This is a genomic window from Streptomyces sp. MJM8645 (genome assembly GCF_001625365.1).
Lineage (GTDB): Bacteria > Actinomycetota > Actinomycetes > Streptomycetales > Streptomycetaceae > Kitasatospora.
Map to the genome: position 1 here is coordinate 6,332,978 of NZ_LJJF01000001.1, position 19,993 is coordinate 6,352,970.

Consider the following 19,993-nt stretch of genomic DNA (forward strand, 5'->3'; position numbering starts at 1 on the left):
AGACGGGGCATGGGCACTGTAGGAGGACTGGACCAATGCGTCAACAGGTCTGTACCACTGGGTAGTTGGGGGATTCGTCGGGGTGGTGCGGGCCGGTCGGGGGCTGCGGGGGCGAACAGGTGACAACTTTCAGATAACAGATAACAGATGTTGAAATCTGTTATCTGTCACTTGTCACCTGTTCGCCCCCGTCAGTTCGTCCCCGAGCGGGCTGCGCAGGTACAGCACCGAGCGGCCGTGCCGGGCCCGGGTGACCAGGCCGGTGGCGGCGAGGACGGACAGGTGCTGGCTGACCGCGCCGGGGGTGACGCCCAGCCGGTAGGCGAGGTCGGTGGTGGAGGCGGGTTCGGCGAGCAGGGCCAGCAGTCGGGCCTTCGGCGCGCCGACCAGCGCCTCCAGCGCCCGCGGCGGCACCGGCGTCCCCGGGCCGGCCATGCCCGCCTGGCCGCGCGCCGGGTAACTGATCTGCGGCGCACGCTCGTTGCTGATCATCGTGATCGCGCCGCGGGCGAAGAAGGTCGGGATGAGGACGAGGCCGCGGCCGTCCACGGCGGTCTCCGCGTCCCAGTCCGTCCACCGGCGGTTGATCGACAGGACGCCGTCCTCCCAGTGCAGCCGGTGGTCCAGGTCGGCGAAGAGCGCCGCCGCGCCGTGCTGGGAGAGCAGCCGGGCCCGGTAGACCAGGTCGGCGTCCAGGACCGCACGGGCCTGCGGCCACCAGGACGGCGCGAGGCAGACCTCCCAGTACTCCTCCAGCGCATCGGCGATCCGCTGCAACAGCCGCGCCGGGTCGGCCAGTCCGGCGGCGAGCGCGGCGGGCAGGGGCCGCCCGTGTGGCAGGAAGACCTGCTCCAGTTCGGGGCGCAGCTGCTCCGGCGGCAGCGCGCGGACGGTGGCCAGCTCGGTGCGGAAGTCGGCGGCGGGCGAGGTCGGGCGGGGCGTCAGGAAGTCGGGGATCCAGCGGTTCCCGGCGATGAGCGACAGCAGCAGCGTGGAGTCCAGTCGTTCGAAGGCGGGCCGGAGCCGTTCGAAGGCCGGGGTCTGGAGCTGGTAGACCCCGGGGTGGGTCCACATGCGCAGGCTGAGCGAGGCCTCCTGGATCGGGGAGACGGCGAACCAGGTGGTGGCGAGGTCGGCCAGGCCGAGCGTGAAGCGGTGCACGGGGGGTGCTCTCCTGCGGCGCGGCGCATGGGTGCCGGGGCTGGGGCGCGTGGGGCGCTTGGTTTTAGCCAGAGCCTAAAGGAGTACCGGACCCGGGCCGTCCGGCGGTGTGATCAGCACATGACCACCACCTCGCCGGCGGAGACGTCCGGACCCGACCCCGCCATGCCCGGAGGCGCCGCCATCACGGCAACCACCGCAAGCACCGCAGACACCGCAACGATCGCAACGACCGCAAACCCCGGAGACACCGCAGGCCCGCAGGCCGGCGGCGGGCTCGTCAGCGCCGTGCGACGGCGGCTGCACCCCGACCCGATGGTCCGGCGGCTGGCCGGGATCACTCTGGTCAACACGATCGGCAGCGGCCTGTCCCTGTCCGTCGCGGTGCTGTTCTTCACCCGGGTGCTCGGTCTGAGTGCCGCCCAGCTGGGGCTCGGGCTGACCGCCGCCGGCCTGTGCGGCGTCGTCGCGAGCGTGCCGGCCGGGCGGGCCGCCGACCGTTGGGGAGCCCGGCCGGTGCTGGTCGTGCTGGTCGCAGTGCAGGCGGTCGGCACCGCCGGGTACACGCTCGTGCACAGCTATCCGGCCTTCGTGGTGCTGGCCTGCGGGGTCGCGGCCGTCGACCGCGGGTCCGCCGCCGTGCGGAACGCGCTCTACGCCGAGGTGCTGCCGCCCGACCGCCGGGTGGCGGGCCGGGCCTACCTGCGGGTGGTGACCAACGTGGGCATCTGCCTGGGGACGGCCGTCGGCGCGATCGCGCTCCAGGTGGACACCAAGCCGGCCTATCTGACGGCGATTCTGGCCGACGCCGCTTCCTTCGTGGTTGTCGCCGTGCTGTTCCACCGCCTCCCCGCCCACCGCCTCCCCGCCCACGCGCACCCGGCCCCGGTCGCGCCGTCCGCGGAACCGGGGGACGGCGGTGCCCGGCGGGGCAAGCGGCGCAATCCGGCGCTGCGGGACGGCCCGTTCCTGGTCGTGACGGTGCTGAACGCGGTCCTCGCCCTGCAGTTCGCCGTCCTGGAGGTCGGCGTGCCGCTGTGGATCGTCCATGACACCGAGGCGCCCCGGATCACCGTCGCGGGCACCCTGATCGTCAACACCCTGCTGGTGATCGCCCTTCAGGTGCGGGCCACCCGGGGGACGGAGGACCGGGCGACGGCCGCCCGGCTCTGCGGCCGCGGGGGGCTGCTGCTCGCCGCCTCGTGCCTGGTCGTCGGCCTCGCACACGGCCTGCCCGCGATCGTCGCCGCCGTGGTGGTGCTCGGCGGCGTCGCGCTGCAGTCGCTGGGCGAGGTGTTCGGCCAGGCCGGCGGCTGGGCGCTCAGCTACGACCTCGCGGGGGAGCGCGACCACGGCGCCTATCAGGGCGTGTACAACGCGGGTTCGGCGGCGTCGATGATGGCCGGTCCGGCCTTGGTCAGCACCGCCGTGATCGGGTTCGGTCTGGCCGGCTGGGCCGTCCTGGGCGCGGTGCTGGCGGCGGCGGGCCTGGCGATGGGCCCCGCCGTCCGGTGGGCCGGGCGACGGGAAGGGGATGCCGAGGCTCGGTGACGCGGCCACTCCCGGACGAGCGCGAGGGCCTCGATCCCGATCAGCGCCTCGGGCCAGATTGGCTCTGGCCGAGGGGCGGGTGGGCGTGCCAGAGTCGTCCGGGCGTCGCCCGGGCACCCGGGGCGGCGCGGCAGTCCGACCCACCCTCAGCCGGAAGGCAGGCCCCGCCGATGACCAGCGCAGAGCCCCTCGTCCGCGTCACCACCGCCGACGCCGTCACCACGATCACCCTCGACTCGCCGCACAACCGCAACGCACTCTCCACCCGGCTGATGGCCGAGCTGCACGCCGGTCTGGCGGTCGCCGCGGCCGACCCGGAGGTCCGGGCCGTGGTGCTCGGGCACACCGGCAAGGTGTTCTGCGCGGGTGCGGACCTGTCCGAGGCGACCGGCGCGGACCCGACGGTCGGCCCGCGCGGCCTGGTCGAGCTGCAGCGGGCGATCGTCGACTGCACCAAGCCGGTGATCGCCGTGATCGACGGGCACGCCCGGGCCGGCGGCCTCGGCCTGATCGGCGCGGCGGACCTCGCCCTCGCCGGGCCGGCTGCGACCTTCGCGTTCACCGAGGTCCGGCTCGGCCTCGCGCCCGCTGTGATCTCGCTGCCGCTGCGCCCCAAGCTGGACCCGCGCGCCGCCTCCCGCTACTACCTCACCGGTGAGGTCTTCGACGCCGCCGAGGCTGCCCGGATCGGCCTGATCACCCGCGCCACCGAGTCCGCCGAGGACACCGGGGTCGCGTTGAAGGGCCTGCTGGACGCGCTGCGCCAGGGCTCCCCGCAGGGGCTGGCGGAGTCCAAGCGGCTGGCCAACGCCGAGGTGGTGCGGTCCTTCGAGCGGGACGCGGAGGGGCTGGTGGAGCTGTCGGCGCGGCTGTTCGGGTCGGCGGAGGCGCAGGAGGGGATGCGGGCGTTCCTGGAGAAGCGGCCCGCGCGCTGGGTGCGCTGACCCCGGGCCGCTCCACCCCCCCCGGCTCCCGTTCCCAGCGCGCGGCGCGCTACCCGCGGCGCGCTACGTGCAGCGCGGCCTCAGCCGATGACCGCGCTGGTCCGCCAGAGTTCGAGCAGCGCCTCGTCGCCGGCGAGTTCGACCTGCGCGGACCCGACCGGGAGCCGGTTCCACAGCAGCAGGTACAGGTCGTGGGCGGGGCCGGTGAGGGTGAGGTCGGCCGGTTCGGCGGCGCCGCCCGTGCCGATGGTCGGCGGCTCCTGGGTGATGGTCAGCTGCCAGGAGCCGGGGCCGTCGGTGGTCCGGACCCCGATGGTGCGGGTCCGTTCGCTGCGCAGCCGGGAGCGGCTGCTGGCCACGAAGCCGCCCAGCAGTTCGTCGATGCCGTCGAGGGCGAGAGCGGTGTCCACCCGGGGGCCCTCGGTGCCGGCCGCCGCGTCGGCGTCGGCGCGGTGGACGGCGGTCTCGTGCGCCTGGCGGCGGGCCCAGAACCCGAGCGGGCTGGGCGACGGCAGGAAGCTCCAGCACTCGACGTCGGCCGGGGCCCGGGTGAGCGTGTCCACCAGGGCGGCGTGGCCTTCGCGGAACCAGTCGAGCAGTGCCGCGTCGGACGGCGCCGGCCCGATCACGGCCCGCCTGCCGTCCTCGTCGAGGGGCGCGGGCAGGCCCTGGGAGGGGTAGGCGGCGGCCCAGCGGTGGACGTTTCCGACGTGCCTCAGCAGGTTGTTGAGGCTCCAGTCCGGGCAGGTCGGCACGGGGGCGGCGAGGTCGGTACGGGCGGCCGCTTCGGCGAGCAGGGTGCCCTCGCGGCGCAGGGCGTCGATGTGTTCGGTGATCTCCATGGGGGGAGTGTTGCACCGGAGCCCGCCGGCCGGTTGCGGTTTTCGGACCCGCCCGGGTGGAGGGCCGGGCCTGGCCGTGGGAGGCCGCAGGCCAGGGTGGGTGCGGGGCCGGTGTGATGTTGACCGCCCGGCGGCCGGCCGGACCCTACGGGCCGGTAACGTGAGGGCATGCCGATAACCCGTTCGCTGCTCTCCGCGGTCCGAGCCGGTGGCCGCCGTGCCGCCAGCCGCCTCGTCCACCGGGGCTGGCGCTGGGTGCAGCGGACCGGTGCGGTCACCCGGCAGAGCCCGGGGCCGTACCGGTTCGGCGAGTTGGGCGACGGTACGACACTGGCGTTCCCGCTCGGCGCGGTCTTCAACGAGCAGTGGATCACCATCGGGCCGTTCTCGATCATCGGCGAGCGGGTCACCATCAGCGCCGGTTTCCTGCCCGGCCTCGACCTCGGGCCCGAGCCGATCGTACGGATCGGCGGCGGCTGTGTGATCGGCCGGGACAGCCACATCGTGGGCCACCAGTCGATCGTCCTCGGCGACGACGTGTGGACCGGGCCCGGTGTCTACATCTCCGACCAGGCGCACGAGTACCGGTCCACCGACCTGCCGATCGGCAAGCAGTGGCCGCGCAACGAACCGGTGGAGATCGGTGCCGGGAGCTGGATCGGCACCGGAGCGGTGATCCTGCCGGGGGCCCGGATCGGCCGCAACGTGGTGGTCGCGGCGGGCGCGGTGGTGCGTGGCGAGGTGCCCGACCACAGCGTGGTGGCCGGGGCGCCGGCCAAGGTGGTCCGCCGTTGGACGGCAGAGGAGGGCTGGCAGCCGCCGCTGCGCCACGACGCACCCCAGCCGGTGCCGGACGGCGTGACGGCGGAGCAACTGCGGGCCCTGGTGGGGTGGGACCTGCGGTTGCCGGGGGAGCAGGGCTGATGCACCCGCGCCGCCGTTCCCGGTGGGGCGGGTGCCGGTACGTCGCTATCGGACTGCGGGGGCCTGTTCGGCGGCGCGGGCGGCGATGGCGGCGGTGATCCGCAGGACGTCGGCGGGGCGGGCGGGGTCGAGGCCGGTGAGGGCGGCGATCCGGCGCAGCCGGTAGTCGACGGTGTTCGGGTGCAGGTGCAGGGCGCCCGCGGTGTGCCGCCGGTTGAGCCCGCCGGCCAGGTGGGTGCGTAGGGTGGTGAGCAACTCGCCGCCGTCGGCCAGTGGTTCGAGCAGTGCGGCGAGCCGGGAGCGGGCCTGGCTGGGGCGGGTGAGCTGGTATTCGAGCAGGACGTCGTCGAGCCGGTACAGGCCGGGCGGACGGTCGAACGCGCGGGCCACGTCCAGGACTTCGTACGCGAGCGCGGCCGCGCCCGGCACCTCGTCGGGTGCGGCGGCCGCCGCCGCGGCCAGGACGGGGACGCCCCCGGCCCGGGCGGCCGCGGCGACGGTGGCGGCGAGGTGCTGCCACGGGAGTTCGGCGGGCGTGCCGGGGCGCCCGGACGCTCGCTCCGGCCGGGGCTCCGGCCGGGCCTCCGGGGGCGGCCCGAGCGGGACGAGCACGAGGCCGCCCGAGGGGGTGAGCGCGGTGATCGCCGACTGCCGCGTCCGGTGGTCGAGTTCGGCGACGAGTCGGCGGAGCTTGCGGCGGCCGGCGATGCCCGGGTCGACACTGGGGGCGTGCTCGTCGGGATGGTCGGCGACGGACAGGCACAGGACGGCGTACCGGGGCGGCAGTTGGAGCCCGGCCCGGGCGGCGGCCTCGTCCGCCGGGGCGCCGGCGAGCAGTGCGGTGAGCAGCGACTGCCGGGCGGCGCCGCGCCGGTCGCCGGTCGGGCGGCGTTCGTCGAGGTAGCCGGCGCCGGCGGCGGTGGTGGCCTGGCGGAGCTGGTCGAGCAGCAGCCGGTTGAGGACGAGCAGGTCGGTGGCGTCGCCGTCGCGGGCGTGCCGGGTGACGAACTCCCAGCAGACCTCCAGCCCGAGGTGGTGGGCGAGCAGGACGGCGTCCAGCGGCAGGCCCTCCTCGGCGCGGCGGGCGGCGGCCTCCCGGACGGCGGCGAACTCCTCGTCGGGGGCGGGGAGTCCGGTGCGGACGGCGTGGGCCAGGGCGCGGATCCGGCGCTCGGTGTCGCGGGTGAGTTCGCCGGTGAGCTGTTCGCGGGGCAGGCGGTGGTACACCGGCACGCGGTCCAGCAGGGCGGCGACCACGCTCTCGGCCAACTCGCGTACACCGCCCAGGAGTCGCTGGTCGGCCGGTCGGCCGCCGATCACCGGGACGCGCCAGCCGGGCGTGCGGTCGGCGGTGCGGTCGGGCACGCGGTCGGGCGCGCGGTCGGGCGCGCGCACGGTGGTGTGGTTGGGGACGGCGGTGGGCTCGGGCGCACGGACGGGTGTGCGGTCGGCTGCGGAGGGGGGCACGGAGGCGGGCGCGGAGTGCGGCTCGGAGCGGGGTGTGGCGTCGGGTGAGCGGCCGGGCGAGGCGGCGGGTGCGTTGTGACCGGTCACAGAGAACACCGTCCAGGTCTGGGGAACGCCCAAGGGCCGGGCCGGAGGGGCGACCGCATGATGGAGCCACTCGGGTTACCTGTTGGTAACAAACTTCCGCCGTGGAGGCAACAGTTGAGAACCCCACTTCTCCGCTTCTCCGCAACTCCCGTGCGCCGCAGGCTCGGCGGGGCCATCGGCGCGACCGTGCTGGCGGGCGCGCTGCTGGCCGGCGCGTCGGCCGCCCCGGCGAGCGCCGCGACGTCCCCCTCCGTCGCGCCCTCCGCCGCCCGCTCCCTCAGCGCTGCCGCCACCTCCGCCGCCGCCGAACTGCCGCCCGACGGTGACTCGGTGGCCTCGCCGCCCGGCGCCAACGACTGGAACTGCCGCCCGAGCGCCGCCCACCCCGATCCGGTGGTCCTCGTGCACGGCACCTTCGCCAACCGTTACGAGAACTGGCTCGCGCTCTCCCCGCTGCTGAAGGGCCTCGGGTACTGCGTCTTCGCGCTCGACTACGGCACCATCCCGGGCATCACCTCCAGCGGCAGCGGCCTGCTGCTGCCGATCGGCGGCCTGGGCCCGGTGCCCGAGTCGGCCGCCCAACTCGGGCGGTTCGTCGACCTGGTGCTGAAGGCCACCGGCGCGGCCAAGGTCGACATCGTCGGGCACTCGCAGGGCGGCATGCTGCCGAACTACTACCTGAAGTTCCTCGGCGGGGCCGCGAAGGTCGGCCGGCTGGTCGGCCTAGCGCCGTCCAACCACGGCACGACGCTCGACGGGATCACCAAGCTCGTGCCGTACTTCCCCGGCGTCGCGGACCTGATCTTCACCGTCTGCCAGGCCTGCCGCGACCAGGCGGTGGGCTCCGATTTCAACCGCACGATGGCCTCCCGCCCGGACACCGTGCCCGGCGTGAGCTACACGGTGATCTCGACCGTGTACGACGAGGTCGTCACCCCGTGGCGGACCCAGTTCCTGACCGGCCCGGCCGTCGACAACGAGGTGCTGCAGAACCACTGCCCGATCACGCTCGCCGAGCACGTGGCGATCGCGTTCTCGCCGACGGCGCTGCACCTGGTGACCAACGCCCTGGATCCGGCGCACGCCACACCGGTGTTCTGCGGCTGAGCCGCACCCACCGGAACGCTGCGGCCCGGGAGGCCTCCCTCCCGGGCCGCGGCGTTCCGGTGTCCGGGCGCCCCGGTTCCTCGGCGTCAGCGCGACGGGCGGAGCGTGACCACGGCGGTGACCCCGCCGGCCCGGACCAGCACCTCGCGCGGACCGGCCCCCTCCAGCAGGGCGGCGTCGTAGCGGTCGAGCACCGTGTCACCGTCGACGGCGGCCGAACCGGCGAGGCAGACCAGCAGGACGGTCGCCCCCGGCGGGACGTCCACGACGGCCGGTGCGGTCAGCACGTCCACGGTGGCAGCGACCCGGCCGCGACGGGTCATCACGTTGAAGTCGACCACCGGGCCGGCCGACAGCCGGCAGTCCGTCACGGCGTCACCGGAGAAGGCGAAGGGGCGGAAGGGCGCGTCGACCAGCTGCTCGGCGCCGTCGACGGTGAGCGTCATGCCGGGGCCCTCGACCAGGGTGATCACCCGGTCGACGCCGGGGAACGGCGAGAACGGCCCGGCCGACGCGACGTCCGCGAGGCTGACCCGCCAGTCGAAGGCGTCCAGCCCGGCCCCGACGGGGAAACCGGCGACCTCCCTGGTCACCCCGCCCCCGTTGAGCCATGTCGTGGCCGGGCGCTCGGCCGCCCGCAGTACCTGGATCCGTCCGCTGCTCGTCATGGCCCGCATCCTGCCACCACGTCCGCGCGCGGCCGCGTCGGGCGTCGCCCGGGGCCGTCGGCGGTGGGGACGGTGGGACTGGTCGTGCCGACGACCCGGGTGCTCCCGTCAGCGCCGACGGACGGTCAGCGCCGACGGACGGTCAGCGCCGACGGACGGCCAGCGGCAGGAGCGCCGCCGCCGTGGCCGCCACCGCGACGGTGGTCAGGGCCATCGGCAGCCCCGCCGCGTCGGCGAGGAAGCCGATCACCACCGGGCCGATCAGCATGCCGCCGTACCCGAGCGTCGAGGCGAACGCGACGCCCTGCGGGCCGCCCGCCGCACCGGCCCGGGCGATCGCGAGGGGGAAGAGGTTGGCGAGGCCGAGGCCGACCAGGACGAACCCGCAGACGGCCAGCGGCACCACCGGGGCGAGGGCGGCGACCAGCATGCCGGCCGCCGCGGTCAGGCCGCCGAGCAGCATCAGCCGGGTCTGGCCGAGCCGGATGGACAGCCAGGTGCCGCCGACCCGTCCGCTGGTCATGGCGAAGGCGTACGCGGCGTACCCGGCGGCGGCCGTCCCGGGGCTGGCGTGGACGTCGTCGGTGAGGTGGAGGGTGGTCCAGTCGGCGATCGCGCCTTCGCCGTACGCGGTGCACAGCGCGGTGAGGCCGAGCAGCAGGACGAGCAGCCGCAGGTGCGGGGCGGCGCGGCCGGCCGTGGTGCGGGTGCCGTGGCCGTTCGCGTCGTCGCCGATGGCGTCGCCGTCGCCCGTGCGGCCGGGCGCGACCAGCGGCGCGGCCGGGCTGCGCAGCAGGACGACGCCCGCGGCGGCGGTGACGGCGAGGCCGAGCAGACCGCCGAGCGCGAGCGCCCAGGCGGTGCTCAGCGCACCGGCGAGGAGCCCGCCGAGGCCCGCGCCGAGCAGACCGCCGAGGCTGTACCCGGCGTGGAAGCTCGGCATGACGGGCCGTCGCAGCTGCGCCACCAGGTCGACGGCGGCGCTGTTCATCGCGACGTTGGCGCCGCCGTACCCGGCGCCGAAGAGCAGCAGCACGCCGCCGAGCGCGGTGACCGAGTGGGCGTGTGCGGGCAGCGGGACGGCGAGGCTGAGCAGGGCGAGCGAGCCGACGGTCACCGGGCGCGAGCCGTACCGCAGGCACAGCCGCCCGACGAGCGGCATGGTGAGGACGGCGCCGATCGACAGGCAGAGCAGGGCCAGCCCGAGGGCGCTGTGCGAGGCGTTGACCTGGCTGCGGATGTCCGGGATACGGACCACCCAGGCGGCGAAGAGGAAGCCGTCGACGGCGAAGAACGCGGTGAGTGCGAGCCGTGCCGAGCCCCAGGGGCTGTCCGTGCCGGGGGGTGTGCTGAGAGACTGGGGGGAGGTCTGGTCGGGTCGAGGACGCGGGCGGATTTTGTTTCGAAGCGGCACAAAGTCACAATAGGGGCGTGCAGCTCTCACCTTCAAGTCCGCGACCAGGTTCCGGAACCGACCTCGAAGCGCAGCGCGACGCCCACCGCCGCGCGGCCCCCGATCGCGGTCGGACGCTGCTCGGCCCCGCGCTCTCGCTCATCCACACCGGACAGACGCCCACCCGCTCGGCACTCACTCGCGCACTGGACGTCACCCGGGCCACCGCCGGGGCCGTCACGGCCGAACTGGAGGCGCTCGGGCTGATCACCGTCGACTCGCGCCCGGCCGGCGGCGGACGCGGACGCCCCTCGCACCGGCTCGCGATCGACCCGCAGGGCCCGGTCGTGGTCGCGGGGCAGATCCACGCCGACGGACTGAGCGTCACCCTGGCCGGCCTCGGCGGCCTGCTCGACCCGCCCGTCCACCTGCCGCTGCCCGCCGCCACCGACCCCGTCCGGATGCTGCGCGCCGTCGCCGAGGCGGGCGCCGAACTCGCCCGCGCGACCAGCCGGCGCTGCCTCGGCGCCGCGCTCGCCCTGCCCAACCCGGTCACCGAACCCGACGGCGCCGCGCTCGCCGCACTGCACTTCGCCTGGCCCAGCGGCACCCCGGTCGCCGACCTGTACGACGTCGAGGTGGGCCGCGCCGACCACGGCCCCGGCGCCCGTCGGCCACTGCCCACCGCCCTCGCCAACGACGCCAACCTCGCCGCGCTCGCCGAGTACCGGCACGGTGCCGGGCGCGGTGCCCGTCACCTGCTCCTCGTCACCTCCGGCCACCGCGGCGTCGGCGGTGCGCTGGTGATCGACGGCCACCTGCACACCGGCAGTGCCGGGCTGGCCCTGGAGGTCGGCCACCTCACCGTCGACCCCCAGGGTCGGCTCTGCCCGTGCGGCAACCGGGGCTGCCTGAACTCCGAGACCGACCCCGACGCACTGTTCGCCGCCGCCGGGCTCACCCCCGAACCGGGGCGCCCGCTGCTCGACCAGGCGCGCGAACTGTGCCGGGCGGCCGCCACCGACGATCGCGCGCGGGCCGCCGTGGAACACGTCATCGACCGGCTCGGGCTCGGACTCGCGGGCGTCGCCAACATCCTCAACCCGGACCGGGTGGTCCTCAGCGGGCTCCACCTCGACCTGCTGGAGGCCGCGCCCGAGCGGCTGCGCGCGGTGGTCGCCGAGCGCAGCCTGTGGGGGCGCAGCGGACGGGTGCCGATCGTCGGCGCGGAGCTGGCGCACGGCGCGCTCGCGGGTGCGGCGGAGCTGGGCTGGGGGCCGTACCTGGCGGACCCGCAGTCGGTGACGGCGGGCTGAACCCGGGGCCGGGTGTCGGGCTGGGGGTGACAGGTCGGACCAGGGGCGATAAGCGGAAGCTGGGACTGCGAAAACGGTCACTTATCGTGACTCTCCTACACTCGTAGTGAGCAGTGGGGGGTCGTAACGAGGGAGAGTGGCCATGAGCACCCAACCCGGCGGGACCCAGTCCGGCGGAGCGAGCGGCATCGAGCCGACCGCGAGCGTCGAGCCGACCGTCGAGCCGACCGTCGACGCCGCGCCAACCACCGGCATCGAGCCGACCGTCGATGTCGACCGGACCGACCCGCAGTACCGCGCCTGGCTCAAGGAGGCGGTGCGCAAGGTCCAGGCCGACGCCAACCGCTCCGCCGACACCCACCTGTTGCGCTTCCCGCTGCCGGGCGAGTGGGGGATCGACCTCTACCTCAAGGACGAGTCCACCCACCCGACCGGCTCGCTCAAGCACCGCCTGGCCCGCTCGCTCTTCCTCCACGGGCTCTGCAACGGCTGGATCCGCCCCGGCAAGCCGGTGATCGAGGCCTCCAGCGGCTCCACCGCCGTCTCGGAGGCGTACTTCGCGCAGCTCGTCGGGGTGCCGTTCATCGCGGTCATGGCCAAGAGCACCAGCCAGTCCAAGATCGACCTGATCGAGTTCCACGGCGGCGAGTGCCACCTGGTCGACCGCTCGGACGAGGTGTACGAGGCCTCCGCCCGGCTCGCCGAGAGCACCGGCGGGCACTACATGGACCAGTTCACCTACGCCGAGCGGGCCACCGACTGGCGCGGCAACAACAACATCGCCGAGTCGGTCTTCGCCCAGCTGCGCCTGGAGCCGCACCCCGAGCCGGCCTGGATCGTCGCCACCGCCGGGACGGGCGGCACCTCGGCGACCATCGCCCGGTACGTGCACTACATGCAGTACGACACCCGGATCTGCGTCGCCGATCCGGAGAACTCCTGTTTCTTCGACGGCTGGGTGCACCACGACCCGGACGCCGTCTGCGAGCGGGGCTCGCGGATCGAGGGCATCGGACGGCCCCGGATGGAGCCGAGCTTCGTCCCGGGGGCGATCGACCGGATGATGAAGGTGCCGGACGCCGCCTCCATCGCCGCCGTGCGGGTGCTGGAGCAGGTGCTCGGGAAGAAGGCGGGGGCGTCCACCGGGACGGGGCTGTGGAGCGCGCTGAAGATCGTCGCCGAGATGCGGGCGGCGGGGCGGCGGGGCAGCGTGGTCGGTCTGATCTGCGACCCGGGCGACCGCTACCTGGACAAGTACTACTCGGACGACTGGCTGGCCGGCGAGCGGATCGACATCGCGCCGTACCGGGCCGTGCTGGAGTCCTTCCTCGCCGGCGGCGCCTGGACGGGCTGACGCCGAGGTCGCCGGCCCCGCTCGCCTGCCTGCCCGCCCGCTCGTGTTGGCGGCGGCGGTGAACAAATGACCGCGAACAGATAACAGCGAACAGATAACAGATTTCAGACTCTGTTATCTGTTCGCCGCCCTCGCCGCCCTCCCCGCCAGACGCCACAGCGCCGAGCCCCCGGCGTCAGGGCAGCGGTGCGCCCGGTAGGTCGGCCGGGACGAGGAGTTGGAGCTCCTCCGTCGAGGGGTCCGCGAGGTGGGCGACCCGCATCGCGTGCCGCTCGACCATGGTCTCGAAGACCTGCCGCGCAGTGCGCCCGTTGCCGAAGTTGGGGCCGCGCTCCAGTCGGGCGAAGTGGTCCAGCAGTACGCCCTCGGTCGCCTCGGCGAGCGCGTACTCGTGCTCGGCGCACTGGGCCCGGGCGATCTCCAGCAGCTCGTCCGCCGTGTAGTCGGGAAAGGTGACGGTGCGTGAGAAGCGGGACGAGACGCCGGGGTTGGCGGAGAGGAAGCGTTCCATCTCCAGGGTGTAGCCGGCCACGATGACGACCACTTCGTCCCGGTGGTCCTCCATCAGCTTGACCAGGGTGTCGATGGCCTCCCGCCCGAAGTCGCGCGCGCCGTCCTCGGGGGCGAGCGCGTACGCCTCGTCGATGAAGAGCACCCCGCCGCGCGCGCGGTCGAAGGCGGCGGCGGTGCGGATCGCGGTGGAGCCGATGTGCTCACCGACCAGGTCGACCCGGGCCACCTCGACCAGGTGTCCGCGCTGGAGCACCCCGAGTGAGGCGAGGATCTCGCCGTAGAGCCGGGCGACGGTGGTCTTGCCGGTGCCGGGGGCGCCGGTGAAGACCAGGTGCCGGCGCAGCGAGGGCGCCTTGAGCCCGGCCTGGCGGCGGCGCTTGCCGACCGAGATGAGGTCGATGAGCGTGCGCACCTCCTGCTTGACGGTGGCCAGCCCGACCAGCGCGTCCAGTTCGGCGAGCGCCTCGTCGGCGGGCCGGCAGTCCGGGATCGGGGCGATCGCCGAGGTGGCGGCCGACGCGGCGGACGTGGCGGCGGCGGTGCCGGCCGCACCGGCTCTCCCGGCCATCCCGGCCAACGGGGCACTGGCGGAGGCCAGTTGGGCGGCCCGCGGGCCTGGCACCTCGGCCGCGCCGGCGGCCGGTGCGACGTCGTCCGAGGTGCAGCCCTCGGCGACCGGCCCGGGCTCGGAGAACTCGAAGCCGGCCCGCTCGTTCTGCTCGGCCCGGCAGCGGGTCAGCTGGGTGCGGCAGCCGTCGATGATGTGGAAGCCGAAGCCCTTGCCGTGCGAGACCCGGCAGTCCTCGAAGGTGCCCCGCCCCTGCGCCGAGACGTACACGCCGGCGTCGGTGCTGGCCCGGACGGTGCAGTCGCGCAGCACCGGGTCGGCGCCCTTGGTGACGATCACCCCGGTGGCCACGTCGGAGATCTCGCAGCCGGTGAGCAGGCCGCCGCTGCCGTGGTCGCGGAACCACAGGCCGGTGCCGGCCTCCTGGACCCGGCAGCCGGTGAGGGTCACCGCCGCGCCGCCGCTGACCGAGACCGCCGAGCTGCGGATCCGGCTGAAGGAGCAGTCCGCGGCGGTGGCGGCGGAGTCCCGGTCGAGGACGAACAGCGCGTCCGGCAGGTCGTACAGCGAGCAGTCGGTGAGGGTGAGCCGGGCGCCGTCGCTGACCCACAGTGCCGGGTACTCGCCGGTGGAGCCGTGGATCTGGCAGGACTCGGCGACGGCCTCGGTGCCCTGGTCCCAGACCGAGAGCGCCCCGCGCCCGAAGTCCCGGACGGTGCTGTGGTTGAGGCTGAGCCGGGAGCGGCCGCGCAGGTCGGCGCCGTTCTCCGGCAGGTCGTGCACCCGGCAGCCGGTGAGGACGAGTTCGGCCTCGCCGTCCAGGGTCAGGCCGTTGCCGGTGACCCGGTGGATCTCGCAGTCGACGAGCCGCCCGCGGGCCTGCGATTCGGCCTGGACGCCGCTGCCGCGGATCTCGTAGATCTCGCAGCCGGTCAGTTCGGCGGCGCTGCCCGGGTCGGAGAGCAGGACGCCGGCGCCGACGGCGTGGTGGACCCGGCAGCGGTCGAGGGCGGCGGTGGCGCCGCCGAGGACGGCGAGTCCGGCCTGCCCGGCGGCGGCGACCTCGCAGTCCTCCAGGGCGGCGGCGGTGCCGGGGCCGCGCAGGCGCAGCCCGAGTCCGGCCGGGTTGGCGACGACGCAGCCGCGCAGGGTGGGCCGGGCACCGTCGGTGATCTCGATGCCGGTGGCGGAGCGGGTCTCGATCCGGCAGCCGCTGAGCGAGGGTGCGGTCTGCGGCCCGGTGATCAGGACGGCCGGGGTGGAGCTGTCGCCGCCTTCGACGACGAGGTCGCGGACGATGGCGTCGGCGGTGACGGTCAGCGCCACTCCGGACGGCGGGTCGATCCGGACGGTGCCCGGGCCCTGGGCCGGGACGATCGTCACGGGCTTGTCCAGCAGTACGTTCTCCCGGAACGTCCCCGGCCGGACGGTCACGGTGTCGCCCGGTTCGGCGGCCGCGAGGGCCTCCGCGAGGGTGTCGTACTCGCCTGCGCGGCGGCGCCAGCGGGATGCGCTGTCCTGGGTGACCCGGACCCTGTGCTCTGCCATGACGGTCTGTCGTCCCCACCTTCGTCGAGCCGGCGTTCAACGGGCCGTACGCGCGGGCCGCCCGCCCACCGTAGCGCGCCTCCATGGGTGGTCCGGTCGGCCGCGGTCGCGCGGGCACCGGGGGCTCGCGCCTTCGCCACAGGTTCCGACCACATGTTCAACGAGCGCGCACACCTGTGGTTCCGAGACGGGGACGCGCCGCGGGGGCGGCGGCGGGGGGAGCCGGTGAACCGGAGCGCCGCCGGTTCACCCCCGCGCGTCGGCGGGCCACTGCGCCCCGTCCTCCAGGACCTCGACCCGGTCGCCGACGCGCAGCGTGCCGAGCACGTCGCCGGTGGTGCCGGCCGGCCGCTCCGGGATCAGGTTCTGCCCGAACGCGGCCTTCTTCAGCAGCCGGTGGTGCCGGGCCAGGGTGCGCAGCGGTTCGGGGCCGCGCCGCTCGCCGCTCTCCTGGTCGGTGGTGGTGATGACGCAGCGGCCGCAGGGCTTGACGACCTTGAAGGTGAGGTCGCCGATCCGGATCCGGCGCCAGCCGTCCTCGGCCCACGGCTCGGCGCCGCCCACCACGACGTTGGGGCGGAAGCGCTCCATCGGCAGCGGCTCGTGGCCGTCGGGGTGCTCGGCGGCGATCAGTTCGTTGAGCCGTTCCAGCGAGGCGGTGGTGGTGAGCAGCAGGGGGAAGCCGTCGGCCATCGAGACGGTGGTGCCGGGCTCGGCGTAGTCGGGGTCGGCCGGCCGGGCGTGCGGGTCGTCCAGGTGGACCAGGCGGTAGTCGCCGAGGTGTTCGGCGATCCACCGGTGCGCTTCCTTGGCGGCCTCGGCGGCGCGGAAGCGGGTGCCCCAGACCTCGACCTCGGCGAGCGGGTCGCCGGCTGCGACGGCGGGCGCGGGGACCTCGATCCGGGAGCCGTCGGGGGCGGTGAGGGAGAGCGCGCCGTCGGGGAGCAGGTCGGGCCTGATCTGGCCGAGGGCGGCGTTCTCGCGCTGGCTGACGAAGCGTCCGGTGGTGTCGGCGAGCATCCAGCGGCGGTCTCCGGCCAGGCCCCAGGGTTCGACGGCGGCGGTGTCGGGGCTCAGGCGGTACATGGACTTGACGGGGTAGACGTGGAGTCCGGTGAGCTGCATTCCCCCATCCTGCCAGCCGGTTCCCGGCGGTCCGCAGGACCCCCGTACGCGCACGGACCGCCCGGGACGCCGTGGGGGGCGTTCCGGGCGGTCCGTGGATGACCCGTTTCTCCGTACGCCCGGCGCGGGGAGCGCGCCGGGTGGTGCTCAGGTGGTGCGGGTGCGGGCCGGGTGGGGTCCGGCCCTGGAGGTCAGTGGCTCAGTAGCCCTGGCCCTGCTGCTGGTAGCCGCCCTGCTGGCCCCCCGCGTTGTAGGCGTTGTGGCCGGGCTCGCCGTACGGGCCCGGGCGCTGCGGCTGCATCGGGCGGACCGGCGCCATGGCCGGGCGCAGCTGGGCGCCGCCGAAGCCCTGGTCGCCGCCCTGGCCCTGGAAGCCGGGGCCGGCCTGGCCGGGGCCGCCGAAGGACTGCTGGCCGCCGAGGCTCTGCGGACCGCCCTGCGGCTGGCCGCCCGGCTGCCCGGGGCCGAACGCGCCCGGACCGCCGATCGGCTGCGCGCCGAAGGACTGCTGGCCGCCCTGGCCGCCGATGAAGGTGTTCTGGCCGCCGAAGCTCTGGCCGCCGGTCGGCTGGTAGCCGCCGCTGGCGGTCTGCGCGAAGGCCGGTGCGGCGGGCTGCGGCCGCTGGTACTGCTGGGGGGCGCCGTAGCCGGGGACGGGCGGCTGGGGCGCGGAGGCGTACGCCGGCGCGGGCTGCGCGGGGATGTACGCCGTGGCGGGACCGGCGGAGGGGCCGCTGCTCGGGCCGGGGCCCAGGGCGAGGCGGGCGGGCGGCAGCGCGGGGAGGTTGCTGCCGGCGCTCTCGTACCCGTTGCCGTACCGGTTCTCGTAGGACGGGCCGGCGCTGGCCCCGTAACCGGACGACATGGCCGGCGGAAGGGCCGCCGGCACGTTGATGGGTGCGATCTGGGGGACGCCGCGCTCAGCCACGAGGCTGTCGTAGATCGGCGTGCCGGAGGAGAAGGACGGAGAGGGGTAGCCGACTCCGTCGTAGGAGCGGGGCGAGGTCATGGGGCATACGGTAAGCCCACAACGCGCCTGCTGAGGAGAGCGGGAGGGGGAGCAGTTCGACTGTTTACACAGTCTTCGCTCGCACAAAGGTTTCGAAAGTAGGAAGAACGGACATACCGGCGTTCAGTTCCGGACAACCTTGGCGTGCCGTCAGTGATCGAACAGTACCCGGACGGCGGCGCGGCGAACCCTTGCGGTGACCGGGCGGTGGACGGTTCGGGGCCCGCCGGAGAAACTTTTGCGGACAGGGCGTGCGCCGGCGCATTCGAGCCCCCGCCGACGGTCCGACGAGGGCTCGTGAATGTTTCGGGAATAAAGTCCCCGTCAGCGGCCTCGGGCCCGTGGTCAGCTCGCCTGCAACGCCTGCGCCTGCGCCGGGAGGCCCGGCCGGCCCGCGACCTCCGAGGTGCAGAAGGAACAGCGGGTCGCCGCGGCCGGAATCGGGCTCAGGCACTCCGGGCAGTCGACCTTCACGACCGGCGCCGGCTTGGCCGACTCGAAGCGCGCCTGCAGCCTGCCGACCGGAAGCACCACGGCGAAGTAGATCACCGCGGCGACCAGCACGAACCCGATCAGCGCGTTGACGAAGACCCCGTACGGGAACCGGGTGCCGGCCACCTCGAAGGTCTTCTGGGTGAAGTCGCCGACGGCGCCGGTGGCGACCCCGATGAGCGGGGTGAGGAAGGCGGTGACGAACCCGGTGACCACGGCGGTGAAGGCCGCGCCGATCACGATGCCGACTGCGAGGTCCACCACGTTTCCGCGCAGCAGGAAGCTGCGGAATCCCTTGAACACCGGGTGACTCCAAATCCGTACGGGGAAGGGGGAGGTGAGGCAGCGCGACGGTCGCCCCGGCCGGACATCCTGCCGACCGGGCCGGGCCGAGGTCCAACCGCGTTCACCCGATCCGCGTAACCGGCCGCAGGACGCGCCGGCCGGGTCCGGGCGCAGCCCGGGCGCTCCGCGTACGGGTCGATCCGGCCGCCGCCGGGTCGCAGGGGTCAGAGCGGCCGCACCCGCAGCGCGCGCTCGTAGAACTCGACCATGTGCGCGGACACCTGGGACAGCGTGAACGAGGCCAGGAACCGTGCCCGCGCGGCCTTCGCCCGCACCCGCGCCGCCGCCCGGTCGTCCAGCGTGTCGACGACCGCCGCCGCCAGTTCGGCCGGCCGCTCCGGCGCCACCAGCCGGGCGTAGTCCTCCGAGCCGACCGTCTCGCGCAACGCCGGCACGTCCGCGCAGACCAGCGGCACCCCGACGCCCATCGCCTCGATCGCCGTGCCGCCCTGGCCCGCCCAGCGGGACGGCACGGCGAGCACGTCGGCAGCGGCCATCAGGTCGGCCACGTCCTCGCGCGGCCCGAGCAGGCGGACGCTCCCGGCGGACTCGGCGAGCGCCCGCAGCCGTGCGCTCTCCGGGCCCGCCGCGCCGGCGAGCAGCAGGACGGCCCCGGGCTGCGCGTGCCGGATCGCCGGCCAGGCCGTCAACAGCACGTCCAGGCCCTTCCGGTGGTGCTGGCCGGCGGCGGCCAGCACCACCGGCACGTCCTGCGCCAGCTCCAGCGCACCGCGTACGGCGGCCCGCCGCTCCGGGGTGGCCGTGCCCAGCAGCTCCGGGTCGAGCCCGCGCGGCACCACGTCGATCCGGCGTCGGGGGATGCGCAGCCGCCGCGCCATCGTGCCGGCCACGTGCCGGGTGAGCGCGTGGAAGCGGCGGGCGCCCTGGGCGGTGGCCGCGTCCAGGGCCTGCGCGGTGCGCATCCGCCAGGGGCTCGCCCCGTGCGCCGCCGACTGCTCCGGTCCGTACGCCGGGTCGAGGAGGCTGGAAACCACCGGGGTGCGGGCGGCCAGGGCGGCGGCGCGGCCGAGCACGTCCGAGGCGTGGCGGGCGGTGTGGACGAGATCGGGCCGGCGTTCGCGGATCAGCCGGCGCAGCGCGGCGGCGGTGGCGGCCCCGGTCGGTCGGCCGACGCCGAACACGGCGGCGCCCGCCGCGGTCAGCTCCGGCTGCCAGCCGCCGGGGGAGTCGTAGAGGTAGGCGACGTCCAACGTGACTCCGGCGCGCACCAGTTGGGGAGCCATCGAGACCAGGGCGCGCTCCGCCCCGCCGGTCCGGTTCACGCTGTCGACCACCAGAAGCACCTGCACCGGCCACCCCCGCCCGCTGCGGGCGCGTCCGTTCTCCCGTGCCGGACGCCCCCTGACTGGTGATCAGCATCGCAGGTGGCCGTCGGGCCCGCCAGCCGTACGGCGGCCGGGGTCGGACGCCGGGGTGCGGCGAGGCGAGGCAGAGCGAGGCAGGGCGAGAGGGGGCGGAACAGGGCGCACGACGGGAGCAACCGGCGCACGGCCGCAGTCGACCAGCGCACATCAGGTGTATTCACGCGGGCGCACGGGCCACCACCAGGTTGCGCGAA

15 protein-coding genes and 1 pseudogene are annotated in these 19,993 nt (G+C 75.0%); 6 read left to right on the forward strand and 10 right to left on the reverse strand.

All coding sequences use genetic code 11. From position 1 onward, the window contains the following. Positions 1-174 precede the first annotated feature (174 nt). Positions 175-1,161, reverse strand: a complete 987-nt coding sequence (locus tag A6F73_RS26975; RefSeq protein ID WP_063350152.1) for a helix-turn-helix domain-containing protein — start codon at positions 1,159-1,161, stop codon at positions 175-177. A gap of 120 nt (positions 1,162-1,281) precedes the next feature. Here A6F73_RS26975 and A6F73_RS26980 point away from each other — a divergent pair, with 120 nt between their 5' ends. Beyond that, positions 1,282-2,712: an MFS transporter gene (locus A6F73_RS26980; protein WP_159398551.1), complete on the forward strand. Its 1,431-nt coding sequence runs from the start codon at positions 1,282-1,284 to the stop codon at positions 2,710-2,712. A 170-nt stretch (positions 2,713-2,882) separates the two neighbouring features. Further along, on the forward strand, positions 2,883-3,656 hold the full coding sequence (locus A6F73_RS26985; RefSeq protein WP_063350153.1) for an enoyl-CoA hydratase family protein: 774 nt from the start codon (positions 2,883-2,885) through the stop codon (positions 3,654-3,656). A gap of 80 nt (positions 3,657-3,736) precedes the next feature. Here the strand turns inward: A6F73_RS26985 and A6F73_RS26990 are convergent, their stop codons facing one another. Beyond that, positions 3,737-4,498: a maleylpyruvate isomerase family mycothiol-dependent enzyme gene (locus A6F73_RS26990; protein WP_063350154.1), complete on the reverse strand. Its 762-nt coding sequence runs from the start codon at positions 4,496-4,498 to the stop codon at positions 3,737-3,739. 168 nt (positions 4,499-4,666) lie between these two features. On the opposite strand from A6F73_RS26990, the gene A6F73_RS26995 reads away from it, so the two are divergent. Continuing rightward, positions 4,667-5,422 (forward strand): acyltransferase, encoded by a 756-nt coding sequence (locus A6F73_RS26995; RefSeq protein ID WP_063350155.1) that lies wholly within the window; start codon positions 4,667-4,669, stop codon positions 5,420-5,422. 45 nt (positions 5,423-5,467) lie between these two features. On the opposite strand, the gene A6F73_RS44145 is transcribed toward A6F73_RS26995, so the two are convergent. Then, positions 5,468-6,976, reverse strand: a complete 1,509-nt coding sequence (locus tag A6F73_RS44145) for a helix-turn-helix domain-containing protein (protein ID WP_208869122.1) — start codon at positions 6,974-6,976, stop codon at positions 5,468-5,470. A 114-nt stretch (positions 6,977-7,090) separates the two neighbouring features. Between A6F73_RS44145 and A6F73_RS27005 the strand changes: the two genes are divergently transcribed. Further along, the gene (locus A6F73_RS27005; RefSeq protein WP_244293513.1) at positions 7,091-8,083 is read left to right on the forward strand and encodes an alpha/beta fold hydrolase; all 993 of its coding nucleotides are present in this window, start codon (positions 7,091-7,093) and stop codon (positions 8,081-8,083) included. 86 nt (positions 8,084-8,169) lie between these two features. Here A6F73_RS27005 and A6F73_RS27010 read toward each other — a convergent pair whose 3' ends face one another. Both A6F73_RS27010 and A6F73_RS27015 read right to left on the reverse strand, forming a co-directional pair. Then, positions 8,170-8,751: a HutD family protein gene (locus tag A6F73_RS27010; protein WP_063350156.1), complete on the reverse strand. Its 582-nt coding sequence runs from the start codon at positions 8,749-8,751 to the stop codon at positions 8,170-8,172. A 142-nt stretch (positions 8,752-8,893) separates the two neighbouring features. Further along, positions 8,894-10,165: an MFS transporter gene (locus A6F73_RS27015; RefSeq protein ID WP_079136044.1), complete on the reverse strand. Its 1,272-nt coding sequence runs from the start codon at positions 10,163-10,165 to the stop codon at positions 8,894-8,896. Between the two features lie 116 nt (positions 10,166-10,281). On the opposite strand from A6F73_RS27015, the gene A6F73_RS27020 reads away from it, so the two are divergent. Together A6F73_RS27020 and A6F73_RS27025 are read left to right on the forward strand one after the other, a co-directional pair. Further along, positions 10,282-11,460, forward strand: coding sequence for an ROK family protein (locus A6F73_RS27020; RefSeq protein WP_063351577.1), 1,179 nt, complete (start codon positions 10,282-10,284; stop codon positions 11,458-11,460). Between the two features lie 142 nt (positions 11,461-11,602). Continuing rightward, positions 11,603-12,814 (forward strand): PLP-dependent cysteine synthase family protein, encoded by a 1,212-nt coding sequence (locus A6F73_RS27025; RefSeq protein WP_079136046.1) that lies wholly within the window; start codon positions 11,603-11,605, stop codon positions 12,812-12,814. 175 nt (positions 12,815-12,989) lie between these two features. Here the strand turns inward: A6F73_RS27025 and A6F73_RS27030 are convergent, their stop codons facing one another. The 5 genes and pseudogenes from A6F73_RS27030 to A6F73_RS27050 all read right to left on the reverse strand — a co-directional run bounded on the left by A6F73_RS27030 (position 12,990) and on the right by A6F73_RS27050 (position 19,709). Continuing rightward, positions 12,990-15,443, reverse strand: coding sequence for a right-handed parallel beta-helix repeat-containing protein (locus A6F73_RS27030; RefSeq protein ID WP_063350157.1), 2,454 nt, complete (start codon positions 15,441-15,443; stop codon positions 12,990-12,992). 246 nt (positions 15,444-15,689) lie between these two features. After that, complete coding sequence (locus A6F73_RS27035) at positions 15,690-16,568, reverse strand: MOSC N-terminal beta barrel domain-containing protein (RefSeq protein WP_063350158.1); 879 nt, start codon at positions 16,566-16,568, stop codon at positions 15,690-15,692. Positions 16,569-17,136: 568 nt separating this feature from the next. Next, positions 17,137-17,577, reverse strand: a pseudogene (locus tag A6F73_RS44425) (DUF6643 family protein); the annotation flags it as partial. Positions 17,578-17,922: 345 nt separating this feature from the next. After that, complete coding sequence (gene mscL / locus A6F73_RS27045) at positions 17,923-18,372, reverse strand: large conductance mechanosensitive channel protein MscL (RefSeq protein ID WP_063350160.1); 450 nt, start codon at positions 18,370-18,372, stop codon at positions 17,923-17,925. A gap of 206 nt (positions 18,373-18,578) precedes the next feature. Then, positions 18,579-19,709, reverse strand: a complete 1,131-nt coding sequence (locus A6F73_RS27050) for a glycosyltransferase family 4 protein (RefSeq protein WP_244293514.1) — start codon at positions 19,707-19,709, stop codon at positions 18,579-18,581. Between the last annotated feature and the right edge of the window lie 284 nt (positions 19,710-19,993).